The sequence below is a fragment of the Kingella potus genome, from assembly GCF_900451175.1.
In the GTDB taxonomy this organism is placed as follows: domain Bacteria; phylum Pseudomonadota; class Gammaproteobacteria; order Burkholderiales; family Neisseriaceae; genus Neisseria; species Neisseria potus.
The window spans coordinates 321,463-338,984 of the sequence record NZ_UGJJ01000002.1; the positions used below are offsets into that span (position 1 = coordinate 321,463).

General features: G+C 61.2%; 21 protein-coding genes. 4 read left to right on the forward strand and 17 right to left on the reverse strand.

Going from position 1 to position 17,522, the window contains the following annotated elements; translation table 11 throughout:
* Nucleotides 1-336 precede the first annotated feature (336 nt).
* The 10 genes from folK to DYE40_RS08105 form a co-directional block, all read right to left on the reverse strand.
* Nucleotides 337-837, reverse strand: a complete 501-nt coding sequence (folK, locus tag DYE40_RS08060) for a 2-amino-4-hydroxy-6-hydroxymethyldihydropteridine diphosphokinase (RefSeq protein ID WP_115308601.1) — start codon at nt 835-837, stop codon at nt 337-339.
* 145 nt (nt 838-982) lie between these two features.
* The gene (locus DYE40_RS08065) at nt 983-1,777 is read right to left on the reverse strand and encodes a hypothetical protein (protein WP_115308602.1); all 795 of its coding nucleotides are present in this window, start codon (nt 1,775-1,777) and stop codon (nt 983-985) included.
* 88 nt (nt 1,778-1,865) lie between these two features.
* Nucleotides 1,866-2,666, reverse strand: a complete 801-nt coding sequence (locus DYE40_RS08070; protein ID WP_115308603.1) for a TolC family protein — start codon at nt 2,664-2,666, stop codon at nt 1,866-1,868.
* Between the two features lie 124 nt (nt 2,667-2,790).
* Nucleotides 2,791-3,168, reverse strand: a complete 378-nt coding sequence (gene acpS, locus DYE40_RS08075; RefSeq protein ID WP_115308604.1) for a holo-ACP synthase — start codon at nt 3,166-3,168, stop codon at nt 2,791-2,793.
* Nucleotides 3,169-3,281: 113 nt separating this feature from the next.
* Entirely contained in the window at nt 3,282-4,118 is an 837-nt protein-coding gene (locus DYE40_RS08080; protein WP_115308605.1) for an NAD-dependent epimerase/dehydratase family protein, read from the reverse strand.
* Between the two features lie 97 nt (nt 4,119-4,215).
* Nucleotides 4,216-4,659 carry a hypothetical protein gene (locus tag DYE40_RS08085; protein WP_115308606.1) on the reverse strand — a complete coding sequence of 148 codons (444 nt, stop codon included), beginning with the start codon at nt 4,657-4,659 and terminating at the stop codon, nt 4,216-4,218.
* Nucleotides 4,660-4,719: 60 nt separating this feature from the next.
* On the reverse strand, nt 4,720-5,130 hold the full coding sequence (locus DYE40_RS08090; protein ID WP_244731454.1) for a thiol-disulfide oxidoreductase DCC family protein: 411 nt from the start codon (nt 5,128-5,130) through the stop codon (nt 4,720-4,722).
* Nucleotides 5,131-5,166: 36 nt separating this feature from the next.
* On the reverse strand, nt 5,167-5,637 hold the full coding sequence (locus DYE40_RS08095) for a DUF2269 family protein (RefSeq protein WP_115308607.1): 471 nt from the start codon (nt 5,635-5,637) through the stop codon (nt 5,167-5,169).
* A gap of 61 nt (nt 5,638-5,698) precedes the next feature.
* Nucleotides 5,699-6,085 carry a DoxX-like family protein gene (locus DYE40_RS08100; protein WP_115308608.1) on the reverse strand — a complete coding sequence of 129 codons (387 nt, stop codon included), beginning with the start codon at nt 6,083-6,085 and terminating at the stop codon, nt 5,699-5,701.
* A gap of 589 nt (nt 6,086-6,674) precedes the next feature.
* Complete coding sequence (locus DYE40_RS08105) at nt 6,675-7,007, reverse strand: hypothetical protein (RefSeq protein ID WP_147286611.1); 333 nt, start codon at nt 7,005-7,007, stop codon at nt 6,675-6,677.
* A 37-nt stretch (nt 7,008-7,044) separates the two neighbouring features.
* On the opposite strand from DYE40_RS08105, the gene DYE40_RS08110 reads away from it, so the two are divergent.
* From DYE40_RS08110 to DYE40_RS08120, 3 genes are all read left to right on the forward strand, one after another.
* Entirely contained in the window at nt 7,045-8,022 is a 978-nt protein-coding gene (locus tag DYE40_RS08110; protein WP_115308950.1) for a siderophore ABC transporter substrate-binding protein, read from the forward strand.
* A gap of 258 nt (nt 8,023-8,280) precedes the next feature.
* A complete protein-coding gene (locus tag DYE40_RS08115; RefSeq protein WP_115308610.1) occupies nt 8,281-9,249 on the forward strand; it encodes an ABC transporter permease in 969 nt (322 codons plus the stop codon).
* Entirely contained in the window at nt 9,239-10,201 is a 963-nt protein-coding gene (locus DYE40_RS08120; protein ID WP_115308611.1) for an iron chelate uptake ABC transporter family permease subunit, read from the forward strand. The genes DYE40_RS08115 and DYE40_RS08120 overlap by 11 nt, the downstream gene beginning before the upstream one ends.
* 226 nt (nt 10,202-10,427) lie before the next feature.
* Here the strand turns inward: DYE40_RS08120 and trpD are convergent, their stop codons facing one another.
* The 5 genes from trpD to DYE40_RS08140 form a co-directional block, all read right to left on the reverse strand.
* Complete coding sequence (trpD, locus tag DYE40_RS08125) at nt 10,428-11,456, reverse strand: anthranilate phosphoribosyltransferase (protein ID WP_115308612.1); 1,029 nt, start codon at nt 11,454-11,456, stop codon at nt 10,428-10,430.
* A 91-nt stretch (nt 11,457-11,547) separates the two neighbouring features.
* Nucleotides 11,548-12,405 (reverse strand): DUF817 domain-containing protein, encoded by an 858-nt coding sequence (locus DYE40_RS08130; RefSeq protein WP_115308613.1) that lies wholly within the window; start codon nt 12,403-12,405, stop codon nt 11,548-11,550.
* 92 nt (nt 12,406-12,497) lie between these two features.
* Nucleotides 12,498-13,238 (reverse strand): LemA family protein, encoded by a 741-nt coding sequence (locus tag DYE40_RS08135; RefSeq protein ID WP_115308614.1) that lies wholly within the window; start codon nt 13,236-13,238, stop codon nt 12,498-12,500.
* 133 nt (nt 13,239-13,371) lie between these two features.
* Nucleotides 13,372-13,608, reverse strand: a complete 237-nt coding sequence (locus tag DYE40_RS12300) for a hypothetical protein (protein ID WP_147286612.1) — start codon at nt 13,606-13,608, stop codon at nt 13,372-13,374.
* A complete protein-coding gene (locus DYE40_RS08140) occupies nt 13,605-14,948 on the reverse strand; it encodes an NCS2 family permease (RefSeq protein WP_115308615.1) in 1,344 nt (447 codons plus the stop codon). Before DYE40_RS08140 ends, DYE40_RS12300 begins: the two co-directional genes overlap by 4 nt.
* Before the next feature lie 92 nt (nt 14,949-15,040).
* Here DYE40_RS08140 and DYE40_RS08145 point away from each other — a divergent pair, with 92 nt between their 5' ends.
* Nucleotides 15,041-15,262 carry a hypothetical protein gene (locus tag DYE40_RS08145; RefSeq protein ID WP_115308616.1) on the forward strand — a complete coding sequence of 74 codons (222 nt, stop codon included), beginning with the start codon at nt 15,041-15,043 and terminating at the stop codon, nt 15,260-15,262.
* A gap of 410 nt (nt 15,263-15,672) precedes the next feature.
* On the opposite strand, the gene glnA is transcribed toward DYE40_RS08145, so the two are convergent.
* Both glnA and DYE40_RS12305 read right to left on the reverse strand, forming a co-directional pair.
* Complete coding sequence (glnA, locus tag DYE40_RS08150) at nt 15,673-17,103, reverse strand: type I glutamate--ammonia ligase (RefSeq protein ID WP_115308617.1); 1,431 nt, start codon at nt 17,101-17,103, stop codon at nt 15,673-15,675.
* A gap of 76 nt (nt 17,104-17,179) precedes the next feature.
* Nucleotides 17,180-17,503: a hypothetical protein gene (locus DYE40_RS12305; RefSeq protein WP_147286613.1), complete on the reverse strand. Its 324-nt coding sequence runs from the start codon at nt 17,501-17,503 to the stop codon at nt 17,180-17,182.
* Nucleotides 17,504-17,522: the final 19 nt, after the last annotated feature.

The following is a 17,522-nucleotide window of genomic DNA, read 5'->3' on the forward strand; positions in this document are numbered from 1 at the left end:
TGCGATAAGACGGCAGGCTGTTTTGACAGGGTTTCAAAGTATCCGGGAAGATTCCCGCCTGCGCGGGAATGACGGATTTCGGCCGGTTTCGGCGTTTTGCCAAGGTTTGCGCCCGCGTTTTGCCGGATGGGCAGGCATGGAAAGGACGGAACGGGCGGACGGCAGGATTCGGGGTGGTGTATCGGTCGGGCATTTTTCAGACGGCCTTTTGTTGTTGCGGCAAGAGCGCGTGCGTCGCCTTTGGGCGATACATCCTGCGTTTCGGGGCATATGCTGCGGCGGGTTTGCGTCTGCCGCCAAGCCGGTGGCCGTCTGAAAACCTTGTAAAACGGGTTTTCAGACGGCCTCTAAGCGTGTGATGCCTGCTGTGCCGAGTGTTTCGGCCAATGCGCCAGCCGTGCCGTGGCGGCCTATCGGATAGGCCGGGTCGAGGTCGGACAGGGGGCGGACGACGAAGGCGCGCAGGTGGGCGCGGGGGTGGGGCAGGGTGAGGGCGGGATCGTCGGATGCGGTGTGTGCGTAGTCGATGAGGTCGAGGTCGAGGGTGCGCGGGGCGTTGGGGAAGGGGCGTTCGCGGCCGAAGTCTTGTTCGGTCTGCTGCATGAGGGCGAGGAGGCTGCGGGCGGAAAGGGTGGTTTCGATGATGGCGGCGGCGTTGGTGAAATCGGGCTGGTCCGCATAGCCGACGGGGGCGGTACGGTAGAGGGGGGAGAGGCGCAGGGACAGGATTTGCGGGTGGGCGCGGAGGTGTGCGGCGGCACGGGCGATTGTGTCGGCAGATGCGCCGAGGTTGCTGCCGAAGGCGATGGCGGCGGTGGCGGGGCGGGTGTGGGGCATGGCGGTTTCCGGTTGGGTTTGGGCGGCGGACGCGCCGGCTTGGTTCTGCCTGTGCGGCGGTGTTTTCAGACGGCCTTTGCATTGGCAAAAGCCGTCCCCGCCCGTATTCCATGCGGGATACAGGCGGGGACGGCGTTTCTGAAAATCAGTTTTTCAGCGGGCGGTAGGCTTCCAGTTCGCGCAGGATCTCGGGCTTGACGATGCCTTTGAGTTTGGCGGCGGGCAGTTTGAAAGCGGGGGTGTCGGTATAGCCGCCGAAGCTGTATGAGTTGTAGGCGTAGGAAAGGGCGTTTTTGTCGAAGCTCCAGCTGCTTTCGAGAACTTCGTCGGTAAGGTAGTGGGAGCTGCGCTTGTTGTTGAAGCCTTCTTCGATTTCTTCGCGGGTGCGGTTGCCTTCTGCCAGGTAGTAGTCGGTGAGGGCCTGGCGGTGCAGGGCGGCAAAGGCGGGTTTTTGGCCGGGCAGGAGGATGTCGTCGAGCCGGAGGGGAACGGGCTTGCCGCTGCGGGGGATGATGTATCTTGTTTCTCTGCCGAGGCCGTGCGGGCCGCCGCCGTAGATGTAGTCGATGCCGGTGAGGACGAGGTAGTGCGGGGTGTAGCCTTCGGGGGCGACTTCCGCGAAGTATTCGTGGCGCGGGTAGGCTTCTTTCCCTTCGCGGCTTTCGTTGACCTGTTTTTTCAGTTTTTGCAGGGCGGCGGCTTTGGTCAGGGTTTTGAGGCCGTCGGTGGCGGTCATTTGGCGGATGAGCTGTTCGGCGAACGCGGTTTGCTGCCGGTCGCGGAAGACGGGTCGGGAGATGGAGAATTTGCTGCATTCGGGGTCGGCTGCGGGTTTGGGGCAGTATTCAGCCTGGAATTGCGCGGTTTTGAACTGCGGCGGCTGCGCGGCGGCGGGCAGGGCGAAAGCGGCAAGGAGGAGGGCGGGAAGGATTTTGTTCATGGCTCGGCCTTTTTACGGTTAAAAAAATCGGTTGTCGGACGGGGTGGTTTTCAGACGGCCTCTGCGCTGCGGCAGGCCGTCTGAACAATCAGTTTTTCAGCGGGCGGTAGGCTTTGAGTTCGCGCAGGATTTCGGGTTTGACGATGCCTTTGAGGCTGTCGGCGGGCAGGACGAAGTAGGACGGGTCGGCGTAGGCTCCGGTGTAGTGGGCGTTGTGGGCGTAGGCGATGCCGTTTTCGGCGAAGATCCATTTTTCGAGGTATCTCTGCGAGATGCGGAAGAACAGGCCGATGTCGGCGGGACGGCTGTCGGGGTCGGGCAGGCCGGCGGCTTTGAGGTAGGCGCGGCGGGAGCGGTCGTAAAGGGCGGCGAAGTCGGATTTTTTGCCGGGCAGGAGGATGTCGTCGAGCGAGAGGGGGACGGGTTTGCCGCTGCGGGGGATGACGTAGCCGTCTATGTTGCCTATGCCTTGATGGTCTTCATATGTGTAGTCGGAGGCGGTGAGGACGAGGTAGCGCGGTGTGTAGCCGGCTACGGAGACTTTGACGGTGTAGGCGGAGACGTTGGCGGTGTATTGGCGGCCGGGGTGGGCTGCTTCTGCCGTTTCACGGAGTCTGCCGGCCCGTTTTTCCAATTCGCTCCGGGCGGCGGCTTCGGTCAGGGCTTCCAGTCCGTAGCCGGCGGAGGTTTGGCGGACGATTTGTTCGGCGAAGGCGGTGTGCGCGGGGTCGGGGAAGACGGGGCGGGAGAGGACGAATTCGCTGCATTCGTAGGCTGCTGCGGGCTTGGGGCAGTATTCGGCGTGCAATTGTCCGGTTTGGAATTGCGGCGGCTGTGCGGCGGCGGGCAGGGCGGCGGCGAGGAGGAGGGCGGGGAAGATTTTGTTCATGGCTTGGCCTTTATCCGGCAGGTGTGCGCTTAAACGGGACGGTGCGGCGGCGGAAGAGGCGTTTTCAGACGGCCTCAGGTACGGGAAGCCGCCCCGATGGTGCGGGGCGGGCTTGGCCGGAAGGTTATTTTTCGGCGATGGCAAAGGCGGAGATGGTGCCGCTGTCGTCGCTGATGCTGAGGTGGACGCGGGCGACACCGATTTCGTCGAGAAAGGCTTGCAGGGGCGGGGCGAAAACGGTTTCCGGCTTGCCCTGCGCGGTGTGGCTCACGCCGATGCTGCGAAAGGATACCGCACCGCGTATGCCTGTGCCAAGTGCTTTGGCAACGGCTTCTTTGGCGGCAAAACGTTTGGCGAGGAAGGCGGCGGGGCGGGCGGCGGCTTCAAATTCGGGCAGCTCGGCCGGATGCAGCACGCGCTCGGCAAAAGTGCGTCCGTGTTTTTTGTAGAGGGCGGCGATGCGTTTTTCCAGCACGATGTCGGTGCCGATGCCGTAGATCATGGGTGTCTCCTTTCGTATGCGGGCGGGTGTGCGTTTGCCCCGCTTGGGCAGGGCGGTGTGGCCGGACGGCGTTTGCTGCTGTTTTCGCAGACGCGTGTCCGACGAAGCCGATTTTAATCGAAACGGGCAAATTCGTCCGCTCCGAGCGGTTCGCGGCCGAGCAGGGCGGCAAAGGCGGCGTAATCGGCGCAGGAGCCTTGTTGCAGCAGGCTGATGCTGTCGGGGCTGAGGAAGCCGTTGCTCAGGATTTTGGTTAGCGGCAGGACGGGGCGCAGCAGGGCGACGGGGATGGGGATTATTTTCGGCTGCGGCCTGCCGTGGCGGATGCGGCGCAGGATGGCGAGATAGCCGGCGAGGGTGGTTTTCAGACGGCCTGTCATATCGACGACGCTGCCGGCGGCGGGCGGATTGAGGACGAGGCGGCAGAGGCCTTCGGCCACGTCTTCGGCATGAACCGGCTGCAAATCGAACGCGCCGCCTGCGGGCAGGGGCAGCAGGGGCAGGCGGGCGAGTTTGATGAAGAGTTCGCAGCTTGCGCCGCCGCGTCCGTATATGACGGAGGGGCGGGCGATGGCGGCGGGCAGCTCGGCGGCAACGGCTTGGTCGCCGCGCCCTTTGCTGGCTACGAAAGCGGCGGATGCGGCGGGGTTTGCGCCGAGGGCGGAGAGCTGCACCCAGTGTTTTACGCCGGCTTCTTTCGCCCAGCGGGCAAGCTGCGCGGGGGTGTGGTGGTGGACGGTTTCCAAGAGGCCGGCGCGGCGGCTCATGATGCCGACGCAGTTGGCGACGGCATCGCAGCCTTCGAGCAGGGGCAGGGCGGCGGCGCGGTCGGGACGGAGTAAGTCGAGTTCGGTGTGTGCGGGGGTGCGGACGGTGTGTCCGGCTTCGCGCAGGCGGCGGGCGGTGCGGCGGCCGATGAAGCCGCTGCCGCCGAGTAGGAGGATGTCCATGATGTTTCCTTTTTGCGGAACAGGGTTGGCGGGGCGGTTTTCAGACGGCCTGTTTGGGCGGCGGAGGCCGTCTGAAAACCGTTTTGCGGAAACCGTTTTATGCTTGCGGCTGTCCGTCGGCGGTTTGCTGTTGGGCGGCAAGCTGTTGCAGGCGGTAGCTTGGCGCGTTTGTGTCTGCGGGGGCGGGCGGCTGTTTGGCCAGGCGGTTGAGACGGATCTGCTTTTGCACCAGATAGGCGAGCATGAGCAGCAGCGACACGCCGCCGAATACCGACCAGCGCAGGGCGTAGAGCAGGTTGTCGGCCAGGCTGCGCCCGAAATTGGGCGCGAACAGCAGGACGCACAGCAGGGGGATGAAGACGGTGAGGCCGCCGTAGAGCCGCTGCCAGAAGCGGCTGCCGGTTTCTTTTACGCCTTCGCGTTCGTCGTCGCACAAAAAGGCGAGAACGCTGCGCAGGCCGGGGCTGACGACAAACCAGCACGACAGGCTGACGGCAAGGGAAACGGCTGCATCCATGAGGATGATGGCGAGGTTTTGCATGGTGTTTTTCCTTTTATTGCTGATATGGAGGGGAAGGTATGGCGGCGGCGGCCGCGTTTTTCATTTTTTCATTCTTTTTTCAGGCGCAAGACAGCAAACACCATCCTGACACGCGGGACGCGGCAGCAGCCAGCGCGGGAAGCGGTAGCGGTGGCGGGCAAACCAGGGGTAGAGGCGGTCGGCCAGCGGCGCGACAAACGGCAGGTTGGCGAGTTTTATCAGAGTGAAGGCTGTGGCGTGTTCGTGCATCAGGCGCACGGCGGCCATGCCGCGCACCATTGTGCCGTCGGCACGCAGAATGTGCAGGTAGGTCATGGCTTCGGCGGGGGTAATGCCGTGCCGTTGCAGCGTCTCTCCGCTATCCTGCACGGGTACGGGCTCAAACTCGGCGGCGCGGCGGTCGGACAGCACCAGCTCCATTTCACGCACGCACAGCGGGCATTGGGCATCATAGAAGATTTGGTGTTTCACGGTGTTTCCTTTCGTAAAGGGTTTTTCAGACGGCCTCTAAGCCGGTTTCAGCACCATCAGGAAGTAGATGACCAGCGTGGCACAGAAGGCGGGGTAGCCCAAAAGCTCCCACAGCCGGGCGTAACGCCAATACTGCTTGGGCAGCACGGTTTCGCCCGCCTCGTTTGCCGCCTGCGCGATTTTGGCCAAACGGATTTGCAGCCACACCACGGGCAGCCAGCACGCGCCGCAGAGCAGGTAGAGCGCGACAGTCCATGCAATCCAGCGTGTGTCGAAAGACAGATTGGCCTGCGACATCAGCCACCAGCCCGACAAGGGCTGGAAAATCACGGCGGGGGTGGTAAACCACCAGTCGGCTTTGATGACCCATTTGGATACCACCGCCTGCGCGGGTACCGAGCCGCTGCGGTTGGCCCAAAAGAGGTAAAACGCCGTACCGAAGCCGGTGCCCACCATCAGCGTGGCCGAGAGGATATGCAGGGTTTTGACAACGAGATAGGCATTCATGGTTTGCTCCTTAGTGGAAAAATGGAAAAACGGTTGGCGGGAAAGCTGCGCGGCGGTGTTTTCAGACGGCCTGCCGCCGCGCCGCCTGCGCCAGATACACGATCAGCGCGAATACCGGCAGGTTTTTTACCAGCGGCGCGAACGGGTGCAGCCACATTTCGGGCAGGGCGCAGGCGATGACCGCGCTGTAAGCGGCCACCGTTGCCGCCTGCGCCGCCCACAATGCGGGCATACGGCGGGCGCGGCTGAAACACAGCAGGCCGAACGACACATCCAAAAGCGAGGCGGCCAGCAACACGGGATACTGCCAGGCCGTCTGAAAACCCACCGCCGCCAGCAGGGCTTCCGATTCCTGCCGTGCGCTAAGCAGCGGCTGCAAGCCGCTCCACAGCCACAAAATGCCGAGCGAGTAGGGCAGATAGTTTGGAATGCGGGGGCGGGTATCCATTATTTTCTTTCTTAATTTCTGTCAAAACAGAAATAACAGGTTAAAAAATTTTTACTGTGGCGCAGGCGGCGGCTTTTGCCAATCCGTCCGCTTTGCCGTTACCGCCTGATGCCCGGCGGCGGCTCGGGCGGGAATCCTGCCCGATATGCGCCAACCGGGTCGGAACCGGCTTTTGTTCCGCATAATCCAATCTTTCTGTCCGTATCCCGGCCGGTGCATAAATGCGGGGATGGGGCGGACGGGCGGATTTGTGCAGGGTGTGGCGCAGCCGCGCACGCGGCTTATGTTTTTCAGACGGCCTTTATGCGCCGCCGCCTGTGGGATGCCGAAAAGTTCCGTTGTGCGGACACCGTTGTCGGATGTTTTTCAGACGGCCTGAATGCAGTGGTTGGCGGCATTTTAATCATTTCAAAATTTCTGTCAATACAGAAATAAAAATAAAATGACGGTTTGTTGTTTCTGTATCATCGTGGGGCAAAACGGAAAGACACAAGGCCGCAGCAGTACGGACGGCGCGGGGCGGATTTTTCCGGCATGGCTTGGTTTCATTCCTGAGAAAATCCGCTTTTCCGGCCGGGGCGCAGATTGCTTATTTGTCCCACCATAACGAAAAGACAGCCGCCCGCAGCCCTTGCCGCGTTTGTGCGCCGTCGGCATAGGGAAGGAAGCGGCGGCGGGCATGGTTTGGCGGCAGGCGGAAGGCTTGGCGCAATCTGCGTCTGCCGGTTTGCGGCGCGGCGGAAGGCGTTTTGACGGCTTTGCTGTCTTGTGCGGCCGTGTCTGCATACGGGGTAAGAGGCGGTTTCATTGTCAAATCCTGTATTTTCATGTGAAAATAGCTCTTATTTTGCAAACCGAACGTCCCCGCCGCTGCGGGGATGCGGTTTGTGCGGCGGCCGTCCGCCTGTTCCGACGGCTGCATTCCTTTCCTTATTTATTTTCTTTCGGGAGTGTTTTTGATGAAATTGAGCCATACCGTTTTGACTTTGTGCTGCGCCGCCGTGCTGGCGGCCTGCGGCGGGCAGGAAAACGCGCAGAGTGCGCAAAATGCGCCGCAGGGCGGTGCATCTGCTGCGGCGCAGAGCGTTCCCGCCGGTTCGGTGGCGGTGCAGACCCTGCGCGGCGAAGCGGTGGTGCCGCAGAATCCCGAGCGTATCGCGGTGTACGATTTGGGTGCAATCGACACATTGAGCAAACTGGGCGTGAAAATCGGCGCGTCGCTCGATTCGCAAAGCCTGGCCTATTTGGACGCGCCGCTGAAAGACGCGGTGAAATCGGGTACGCTGTTCGAGCCGAACTACGAAGCCATCAATGCCTACAAGCCGCAGCTCATCATCATCGGCGGACGCATGGCGAAGGCGCATGACGAGCTGGCCAAAATCGCGCCCACCATCGAAATGACCATCGACTCCAACCGTATGCGCCAGAGCGCGGACGAGCGCATCGATGCCTACGGCGCGATTTTCAACAAGAAAGCCGAAGCCGACGCGTTGAAAAACGAAATCAACCAAGCCTTTGAAGCAGCCAAAGCCTCTGCGGCGGGCAAGGGCAGCGGGCTGGTGCTGCTGGTAAACGGCGGCAAGCTGTCGGCTTTCGGCGCGCAGTCGCGGCTGGGCGGCTGGATACACGGCGACATCGGTGTGAAGCCGGTGGACGAGGCCATCAAAGAGGGTTCGCACGGCCAGCCGGTGTCGTTTGAATATGTGAAAGAGAAAAATCCCGACTGGCTGTTTGTACTCGACCGCACCGCCGCCATCGGCGAAGAAGGACAGGCGGCGAAAGATGTGTTGGACAACCCGCTGATCGCCGAAACCACGGCCTGGAAGAAAGGGCAGGTGGTGTACCTCTTGCCGGAAACCTATCTGGCCACAGGCGGGGCGCAGGAGCTGCTCAATTCGACCAAGCAGCTCAAAGACGCGTTTGACGCGGCGAAATAAGCCGCAGGCCGGCAGGCTCCGGCAGCTTTTCAGACGGCCTCATGCGTTTCAGGCCGTCTGAAAAACGTTTGCGGACAATAAATATCTGACTGTCCGTGTATGTAAAGCTGCTGTGTCTGCCGCACAAACGGCACATTTTCCAAACAAAAACCGCGTGCGCGGCTTAGGCCGCACACCCTGCCTCAGCCGCAGAGGCCGTCTGAAAAACACCTTCCAAGCCGAGTGCAAAGCTGCGGACAAAATCCGTTTTCAAAATTTATGGACAAAAAACCCTTTTTTCTTTACGCGGCCAGCCTTGCCGCGCTGCTGCTGCTGTTCGGCCTCAGCCTGTCGATCGGCGTGGCCGAATTCAGTTGGGCGCAGGTGTTTTCCCCGTCGGACAGCCTGAGCCTGATGGTGGTAAGCCGCCTGCCGCGCACGTTTGCCGTGGTGTTGAGCGGCGCGTCGCTGGCGGTGGCGGGGATGATTATGCAGATTCTGATGCGCAACCGTTTCGTCGAGCCTTCGATGGTGGGCGCGACCCAAAGCGCGGCCCTTGCGCTGGTGCTGCTGACGCTGGCCTATCCGGCGGCGGGCCTGATGCTGAAAATGTCTTTCGCCGCCGCCGCCGCCATGGCCGGAATGCTGCTGTTTATGGCACTGATTTCCCGCCTGCCGCCCACGGCGCAGCTGATGGTGCCGCTGGTGGGCATTATTTTCGGCGGCGTGATCGAATCGCTCACGGTGTTCACCGCCTATGAAAACGAGATGATGCAGATGCTCGACGTGTGGCAGGCGGGCGATTTCTCCGGCATTTTGCAGGGGCGGTACGAGCTGCTCTGGCTCGGCGGCATCGTCGCCTCACTCGCCTACCTCATTGCCGACCGCCTCACCATCGCCGGCATGGGCGAAACCGTGAGCGTCAATCTCGGCATCAACCGCCGCGCCATCCTGTGGGCGGGATTGCTGATTGTGTCGCTGATTACCTCGCTGGTGGTGGTAACCGTGGGCGGCATACCCTTTATCGGCCTCGTCGTCCCCAACATCGTCAGCCGACTGATGGGCGACCGCCTGCGCGCCGGCCTGCCCGCCGTCGCCCTGCTCGGTGCGGGCATGGTGCTGTTTTGCGACATCGTCAGCCGCACCGTGCGCTACCCCTTCGAGATACCCGTGTCCACCGTGTTCGGCGTGTTCGGCACGGTGCTGTTTCTCTATCTCCTGATGAGAAAGCCTGCCCATGCCGTCTGAAAACATATTTTCGCGCAACAAGCCCCTGTGGATTGCGCTCGCCCTGCTCTTGGCCTCCTGCGCCCTGTTTCTCACCCTCAATGTGCAGGGCGGCTGGGAATTTGTCCTGCGCCGGCGCGGCACCACGCTGGCGGGTCTGCTGCTGGCTGCCTACGCCGTGGGCGTATCCACCCTGCTGTTCCAAACCCTCACCAACAACCCCATCCTCACGCCCTCCATTCTCGGCTTCGACTCGCTCTATATTTTCCTGCAAACCCTGCTGGTGGTGATGCTCGGCGGCGCGGGCTACGGCATGATGCCGCCCACCGGCAAATTCGTCCTCGAACTGGCGGCGATGATGGGCGGCTCGCTGCTGCTGTTCAACACCCTGCTGCGGCAGGGCGGGCGCGATTTGGCGCGGATGATATTAATCGGCGTGATATTCGGCGTATTCTTCCGCAGCTTTTCCTCCCTGTTGAAACGCCTGATCGATCCGGAAGAATTTGCCGCCGCCCAAAGCAGCAGCTTCGCCAATTTCAACACCATCCATTCCGATCTGCTCGCCGCAGGTGCGCTGGTGATGGCGGCCAGCGTCGTGTTTGTCTGGCGCGAACGCCACCGCCTCGACGTATACCTGCTCGGCCGCGACCAGGCCGTGAACCTCGGCATCAGCTACACCCGCAACACGCTGTGGCTGCTGGTGTGGATTGCCGCCCTTACCGCCACCGCCACCGCCGTTGTCGGCCCGGTGAGCTTTTTCGGCCTGCTCGTGGCCGCGCTGGCCGACCGTTTCAGCCCGAGTATGCGCCACAGCCAACGCCTGCCGATGGTGTTTCTGACCGCCGCCGTGCTGCTTGTCGGCGGACAGGCTTTGTTTGAACACGTGCTCGGCATGAAGGCCGTGTTGAGCGTCGTCATCGAATTTGCCGGCGGCCTGGTGTTTTTGTGGCTGGTGTTGAAAAAGAAAAAATAGAACGGGACAAAAAAATATGCCTTGCCGTACGGGCTGTACGGCAAGGCATATTTTCTGTTCCGACGGTTTTCAGACGGCCTGCAAGGCTTTCGAGGCCGTCTGAAAACGGACAAAGCAAACGCAGGATGCGCGGTATCGGCCGCGTATCCTGCGTTTTTTGTCGGAAAGATTTTTACTGTTTGGGATAACGATAAAAACGCTGCGGAGGCGGATGTTGCGCCCGCCGTCAGGCAAAGCGTTTGCCGAAGGCGGTAAATTCTTCCTGTTTGGCTTTTGCCCTGCCCGAATCGATGGCCGCGCGTGCCGCTTCCGCTCCTTCCGCCAGCGACGGCACCACGTTGCCGGCATACAGCGCGGCGGCGGCGTTCAGCAGCACGATGTCGCGTGCCGCGCCGTGTTCCCCGTTTAACACCTCGTTGATTTTACGCAGGGATTCTTCGCTGCCGGATACTTTGATGTCGTCGAGGTTCGGGCGGACGGCAATGCCGCAGGAGGCCGGATGGAAATCGTATTCGCTGATTTGGCCGTTTTTGAGTTCGGAAATGCGGGTCGTGCCGGTGAGGGTGATTTCGTCCAGGCCGTCGCAGCCGCAAACGGCGAGAACGTGCTTGGAGCCGAGCTGCTGCAACACGCGCGAGAGGATGCCGCACAGGTCGGTGTGGAACACGCCCAATACCTGGTTTGCCGCCCCTGCCGGATTGGTGAGCGGGCCGAGGATGTTGAAAATGCTGCGGAAGCCGAGTGCGCGGCGCACGGGGGCGACGTGGCGCATCGCGCTGTGGTGGTTTTGCGCAAACATAAAGCCGATGCCGGTTTCTTCTATGCTTTGCGCGATTTGTTCGGGCGTGAGGGCGAGGTTTGCGCCCATTTGTTCGAGTACGTCGGCCGCGCCGCTGGACGAAGACACGGAACGCCCGCCGTGTTTGGCCACTTTCGCGCCCGCCGCTGCGGCGACAAACATGGAGGCGGTGGAAATATTGAAGGTTTTCGCGCCGTCGCCGCCCGTGCCGACGACATCGACCAGGCTGTCGGCATCTTTCACCGGCACTTTGGCGGCAAATTCGCGCATCACGGCGGCGGCGGCGGTGATTTCCGACACGGTTTCCACTTTAATCCGCAGGCCGGTGATGATGGCGGCGGTTTGTTCGGGCGCGACCTGCCCGCTCATGATTTGGCGCATCAGGTCGGTCATTTCGTCGTAAAAAAGCTCGTTGTTGCCGATAAGGCGTTCGATGGCCTGCTGGGGGGTGATCATTCGGGTTTTCCTTTTGTCGGGTTGTATCGGGGCGGGATTATAACGCGGCAGGCCGTTTGCAACCGCCTGCGCGGCAGGGTTTTCAGACGGCCTAATCGCGCGAAACGGCGATGCTGTGCTTGATGTGTTTGAGGTGGGCAACGATGGTGAAGGTCATCATCACCAGCAGCGCCCACGAGCTCCATTTGCCGATGTGCACGGCCGACCATGCGCCGATTTGGTTGGGATAACGCCACAGGCCGGCGAAAGTGGCGGCGTTTTCCGCCAGCCAGATGAAAAAGCCGATGAGGACGAAGGCCAGCAGCAGCGGCATTCTGCGTTCGGTGTCGTAGGGGGTGAACAGCACGGCGGTGCGGGCGTAGAGGCCGAGGGCGAAGGCGGCAAGATACCAGCGGTAGTCGCCGATGTAGTGGTGGGTGAAGAAGTTGGCGTAAATCAGCAGCGAGCAGAGCGCGGCCAAAAGATGGGGCGGGTGGCTTTTGATTTTGAGGCCGAACAGCCGCCAGGCCTGGATGATGTAGCTGCCCACCGCCGCATACATGAAGCCGGCAAACAGCGGTACGCCGCCGATTTTGCTCCAAGCGGGTTCGGGATAGCTCCACGAGCCGGCGGCGGACGAGGTTTTGAAGAGTTCGAGGGCGAAGCCGACGATGTGGAAGAGGGTGATGGCTTTGACTTCGTCCCGGGTTTCGAGTTTGAACAGCAGCATGGCGGCCTGCATGGCGAGGGCGGCCAGCAGCAGGATGTCGTAGCGGGCGATGCCGAACCATCCGCCGCGCGGCACGGCAAACACGGTCAGGAAAAACAGCCCGGCAAACAGGCAGGCGCGGGCTTCTTTGAGGCCGAAAAACCAAAATTCGACGGCAAAGCGGCTCAGGCCGCGCAGCTGCGGGCGCGGCGGGTGGCGCGTGAGCCATGCGTCGAGGCGGTTTTGCGTGAGGGGCTGCATTGTACGGACGGCCTTTCAGGGTGCGGGGACGCTTTGAGGCCGTCTGAAAACGGATTTCAGACGGCCTGCTGTCTTTGTGCGTTACGCCCGCCTTATTTGTTTTCCTGGGTGTCGCGGCTGCCGCCGGCATCGGTGGAATCGGGCTGCGGTTGTTCGGACTGCGGGGAATCGGGCTGCTGGTTTTCGGGCGGGCTTGCGCCGTCGGTTTCCTGCACGGGTTTGCCGTCGATTTTGTCTTTGAGCTGGGACACGCCCTGGTTGATTTGTTTGACGGCATGGGAGACGGTGCCGGCGGCGGCTTTGGTGCTTTCGCCGATAAACTGTTGCAGTGCCTGCGTGTCGTCGCGGGAGAAACTTTGTGCCTGCAAGTCGAATTTTTCGTCGTCGGTGTCGAAGTATTGGATGATGTCGAAAGAGAGTTTTTGCGCAACGAGGACGACGGGGAAGGAGTTGCGGTAGCTGTTGTAGGCATTGACGCGGTTGTTGTAGTTTTCGCGGCGGGCGAGGATGTCGTTTTCGAGGTTTTCAAGCTGCTGCATGAGCTTTTGGTAGGTGGCATCGGCTTTCAGCTCGGGAAAAGCCTGGGCGAGAACCTGCATCTGGCCGGGGTTGTTTTGTGCGACTTTGAGCTGGGTAAGCTGTTCGTGCGCCATATAGCCGGAGGCGATTTCGATGATTTGGCCGCTGAGCTGCTGCCGCTTTTTGAGGCCGGCTTGCAGGTTGGAATACATTTCGCGGATGTTCTGCATACTGGTTTGCAGGCGGTTGTAGGTTTTGACCAGCCAGAAAGCGGCTGCGGCCAGTATGATGAGGATAAGCGTAAGGATGCCCATGGTTTTCCCTTAGTTGAAAAAAAGAAAGAATCGCTGACAAACGTGCGGCATTGTGCCAAATCGGGGCAGGGGCGGCAAGCGGGTGAGGCCGTCTGAAAACTGCAAACACAATTGCACCCCCGAATCCGTGTTTTCAGACGGCCTCGTTTTCCATCGCGCCAAACGCCGCCGTTTGCAGAAAACGCGTGCGCCGCTTGGGCGGCATACCCTGTCCGGACGGCCACATGACCCACCGTGCCGAAACAATGTAGGGTGTGTCGCACAGCGACGCACGCGCCCCCTCCCGCCGCACAAACGGCAGAGGCCGTCTGAAAACCCGCCCCGGCTTTGCCCAAGCTGGGTTTTCAGACGGCCTTTCTTGCGTTTTCACACGCCGAGAAACCAGAATTTTGCCGCCCACAACACGGCCACCAGCCACACCATAGGCGGCACGTCTTTGGTGCGTCCGCACAGGAGCTTGATGGCGGCATAGCTGATGAAGCCCATGGCGATGCCGTCGGCGATGGAGTAGGTAAAGGGCATGAAAACGATGGTGATGAAGGCGGGGGCGGCTTCGGTCAGGTCTTCCCAGTCGATTTCCAGCACCGAGCGCAGCATGTGGATGCCGATGTAGAGCAGGGCAGGGGCGGTGGCGAAGGCGGGAACGGTGGCGGCCAGCGGCGAAAACCACAGGCAGGCGAGCATCAACACGCCGACGGTTACGGCGGTGAGGCCGGTGCGCCCGCCCGCCGCCACGCCCGCCGCGCTTTCCACATAGGGGGTAACGGAGGAAGTGCCCATGGCCGCGCCGGCGATAATGGCGGAGGAGTCGGCCAAAAGGGCGCGTTTGAGGCGGGGCAGTTTGCCGTTTTCCAGCAGGCCGGCGCGGTGGGTGGTGCCGACCAGCGTGCCGGTGCTGTCGAAAAGATCCACCAGAAAGAAAACGAAGACGACGGCAATCATGCTGCCGTGGAAAAGGCCGTTGAAGTCCATCGCCAGCAGGGTGGGTTGCAGGCTGGGGATGGCGGACACCACGCCTTTAAACTCGGTCTGCCCCAGCGGGATGCCCAAGAGGGTTACGGCCAGGATGCCCAGGATGATCGCGCCGCGCACGCGCAGGTAGTCGAGGAGGATAATCAGAAAAAAGCCGAGCAGGGCGAGCAGCAGCGGCCAGTTGGGGCTTTTCGCGCCGTCGGCGGCTTTGATATAGATGTCGTTCATTTTTACCAGCGTGGCATCGCTGGATATGATGATGCCGGCGTTTTTCAGGGCGATGAGGGCGAGAAAGAGGCCGATGCCGGCGGCAATCGCCATTTTCAGGCTCATCGGCAGGGCGTTTACCAACATTTCGCGCAGCTTGAAAAAGCTGAACAATAAAAAAATGATGCCGGAAACAAACACGGCGGCCAGAGCCACTTCCCACGGCACGCCCATGCCTTTGACCACGGCATAGGTAAAGTAGGCGTTCAAACCCATGCCCGGGGCGAGGGCGATGGGATAGTTGGCCGCCAGCCCCATCACAAAGCAGCCGATGGCGGCGGAAATGCAGGTGGCGACAAACACCGCGCCGAAATCCATGCCCGCCTGCGACAGGGTGGCGGGGTTGATGACGACGATGTAGCACATGGTGAGGAAAGTGGTGATGCCCGCCATGATTTCGGTGCGCACGTTTGTGCTGTGGGCGGAAAGGCCGAAGAGCCGTTCGAGCAGCTTGTTTGCCGGTGTATTCATTATTTAACAAACTTTAAGTCGGGTAAAGGCGGCATTATAGCGGAATTGTGTACAAAGTCGGGCAAGGGCGCAGGAAGGTTTCAGACGGCCTAATGTTTTCCGATTCCGCCCAACCCTCTGCCCGCAAAAACCGCGTGCGCCGCTTGGGCGGCACACCCCACCCGAACGGCCACATTACCCGCCATGCCGAAGCAATGCAGGGTGTGCCGTACAGCGACGCACGCGTTCCCCTCCGCATAAGGAATTTTGCCGACCGCCGCGCAAACGCGGGCGGTCGTCTGAAAAACAAAAAACACATCCCACCCCCCGCGTAGGGTGTGTCGCCAAAGCGACGCACGCGTCCCCGAATCTGCAACAAACCTACCTCCCCTGCGCCCGCGCGGGGGGGGGAGTTGGGGAAGGGGCGGCAGTTTGCAAAACCGCCTTGCCCGCCGCTCTGCTTTCCTGCAAATGTCGGCCAATCGGCAACAGCCCCCACCCTGACCCTCCCCCGCAGGCGGGAGAGGGAACAAACGGCAGAGGACGTCTGAAAAACAAAAAACACATCCCGTACCCCGTAGGGTGTGTCGCCCAAGCGACGCACGCGTTCCCCGCTGCAAATGTCTGCCGAGCGGCAACAGCCCCCACCCTAACCCGCAGGCGGGAGAGGGAGCAAACGGCAGAGGCCGTCTGAAAACCCGCAAACAGGTTTTCAGACGGCCTCTTTCTGACCATACAGGCTGCGTTACAGGCTGTAATACATTTCAAATTCCAACGGATGCGGTGCCATACGGATGCGGCGCACGTCTTCTTCTTTGAAGGCGATGTAGCTGTCGATCCAGTCTTGGCTGAACACGCCGCCGCGCAGCAGAAACTCGTGGTCGGCTTTGAGTGCGGCGAGGGCTTCTTCGAGCGAGGCGCATACGGTGGGTACGAGTGCGTCTTCTTCGGGCGGCAAATCATACAGGTTTTTGTCGGCCGGTTCGCCCGGGTGGATTTTGTTTTGAATGCCGTCCAAACCGGCCATCAAGAGCGCGGCAAAGGCCAGATACGGATTGGCGGTGGGATCGGGGAAACGGGCTTCGATGCGGCGCGCTTTGCTGCTGCCGACAGACGGAATGCGGATGGAGGCGGAGCGGTTGCGGGCGGAATAGGCGAGTTTCACCGGTGCTTCGAAGTGCGGCACGAGGCGTTTGTAGGAGTTGGTCGAGGGGTTGGTAATCGCGTTGAGTGCTTTGGCGTGTTTGATGATGCCGCCGATGTAGTAGAGCGCGGTGTCGGAGAGGCCGGCGTAGCCGTCGCCGGCAAACAGGTTTTGGCCGTTTTTCCAGATGGATTGGTGGACGTGCATGCCGCTGCCGTTGTCGCCCATGATGGGTTTGGGCATGAAAGTGGCGGTTTTGCCGAAGTTGTGGGCGACATTTTGAATGACATATTTCATGTCTTGGGTTTGGTCGGCGCGTTTGACCAGCGTATTGAAGCGCGTGCCGATTTCCATCTGGCTGCCGGTGCCCACTTCGCTGTGGTGTACTTCTACTCCGATGCCGATTTCTTCCAGGAGGTTGACCATGGCCGAGCGCAAATCCTGGCCTGCGTCGATGGGTGCGACGGGTGCGTAGCCGCCTTTGACGGCGGGACGGTGGCCGGTGTTCTGGCCGTCGAGGTGCAGGCCGCTGCTCCATGCGCCGCTTTCTGATGTGATTTCGTAGCGGGTTTTGTGCATGGTGGTTTCAAATTCCACGCCGTCGAATACGAAAAATTCCGGCTCGGGGCCGAAGAAGGCGGTGTCGCCCACGCCGGAAGATTTCAGATAGGCTTCGGCGCGTTTGGCGATGGAGCGCGGGTCGCGGTCGTAGCCCTGGCCGTTGGCCGGGTCGATGACGTCGCAGGTGAAAACCACGGTGGCATCGTCGTAAAACGGGTCGATAAATGCGGTGGACGGGTCGGGGCGAAGCTGCATATCGGAAGCCTGGATGCCTTTCCAGCCGCCGATGGACGAGCCGTCGAATGCCTGGCCGTTTTCAAACCATTCTTCGGGGTCTTCGAGCACTACGCGGGCGGGCACGGTGAAATGGTGCTGCTTGCCTTTGGTGTCGGTAAAGCGCAAATCGACGAAGCGGACTTCTTTGTCTTTGATGAACCGTACGACGGAATCGATGGTTTTTGGGGTGTACATGGCTGGCTCCTGGGTGGCTGGAAAAAGGACGGGCGGGAATATAAACACACCGCGTAAAATTATCAACAATTTTACTTTAAGCCCCCGTTTTGGCGGCAGAGGCCGTCTGAAAACGGGTTTTTGCCTTTTCAGACGGCCTCTTCGTTTGTTCCCTCTCCCGCCTGCGGGGGAGGCGCAGGGTGGAAGCTGTTGCCGCTCGGCAGACATTTGCAGCGGGGAACGCGTGCGTCGCTTTGGCGACACACCCTACGCAGGGGATGCGGGGTTGGCGGTGTTTTTTCAGACGGCCTCTGCCGCTAAGGTAGGGTGTGTGGCGCAGCCACGCACGCGGTTTTTTGTTTTGGGAACGGGGTGTCTGTTGCGTGGTTTGGGGAACGCGTGCGTCGCCTTTGGGCGACACACCCTACGGGGTACGGGAT

Bases quoted from the DNA above. Each gene is read 5' to 3' on its own strand.
- folK (WP_115308601.1), bottom strand. From the start codon at position 837: ATGCCCCACACCCGCCCCGCCACCGCCGCCATCGCCTTCGGCAGCAAC.
- DYE40_RS08065 (WP_115308602.1), bottom strand. From the start codon at position 1,777: ATGAACAAAATCCTTCCCGCCCTCCTCCTTGCCGCTTTCGCCCTGCCC.
- DYE40_RS08070 (WP_115308603.1), bottom strand. From the start codon at position 2,666: ATGAACAAAATCTTCCCCGCCCTCCTCCTCGCCGCCGCCCTGCCCGCC.
- acpS (WP_115308604.1), bottom strand. From the start codon at position 3,168: ATGATCTACGGCATCGGCACCGACATCGTGCTGGAAAAACGCATCGCC.
- DYE40_RS08080 (WP_115308605.1), bottom strand. From the start codon at position 4,118: ATGGACATCCTCCTACTCGGCGGCAGCGGCTTCATCGGCCGCCGCACC.
- DYE40_RS08085 (WP_115308606.1), bottom strand. From the start codon at position 4,659: ATGCAAAACCTCGCCATCATCCTCATGGATGCAGCCGTTTCCCTTGCC.
- DYE40_RS08095 (WP_115308607.1), bottom strand. From the start codon at position 5,637: ATGAATGCCTATCTCGTTGTCAAAACCCTGCATATCCTCTCGGCCACG.
- DYE40_RS08100 (WP_115308608.1), bottom strand. From the start codon at position 6,085: ATGGATACCCGCCCCCGCATTCCAAACTATCTGCCCTACTCGCTCGGC.
- DYE40_RS08105 (WP_147286611.1), bottom strand. From the start codon at position 7,007: ATGCAGCCGTCGGAACAGGCGGACGGCCGCCGCACAAACCGCATCCCC.
- DYE40_RS08110 (WP_115308950.1), top strand. From the start codon at position 7,045: ATGAAATTGAGCCATACCGTTTTGACTTTGTGCTGCGCCGCCGTGCTG.
- DYE40_RS08115 (WP_115308610.1), top strand. From the start codon at position 8,281: ATGGACAAAAAACCCTTTTTTCTTTACGCGGCCAGCCTTGCCGCGCTG.
- DYE40_RS08120 (WP_115308611.1), top strand. From the start codon at position 9,239: ATGCCGTCTGAAAACATATTTTCGCGCAACAAGCCCCTGTGGATTGCG.
- trpD (WP_115308612.1), bottom strand. From the start codon at position 11,456: ATGATCACCCCCCAGCAGGCCATCGAACGCCTTATCGGCAACAACGAG.
- DYE40_RS08130 (WP_115308613.1), bottom strand. From the start codon at position 12,405: ATGCAGCCCCTCACGCAAAACCGCCTCGACGCATGGCTCACGCGCCAC.
- DYE40_RS08135 (WP_115308614.1), bottom strand. From the start codon at position 13,238: ATGGGCATCCTTACGCTTATCCTCATCATACTGGCCGCAGCCGCTTTC.
- DYE40_RS08140 (WP_115308615.1), bottom strand. From the start codon at position 14,948: ATGAATACACCGGCAAACAAGCTGCTCGAACGGCTCTTCGGCCTTTCC.
- DYE40_RS08145 (WP_115308616.1), top strand. From the start codon at position 15,041: ATGTTTTCCGATTCCGCCCAACCCTCTGCCCGCAAAAACCGCGTGCGC.
- glnA (WP_115308617.1), bottom strand. From the start codon at position 17,103: ATGTACACCCCAAAAACCATCGATTCCGTCGTACGGTTCATCAAAGAC.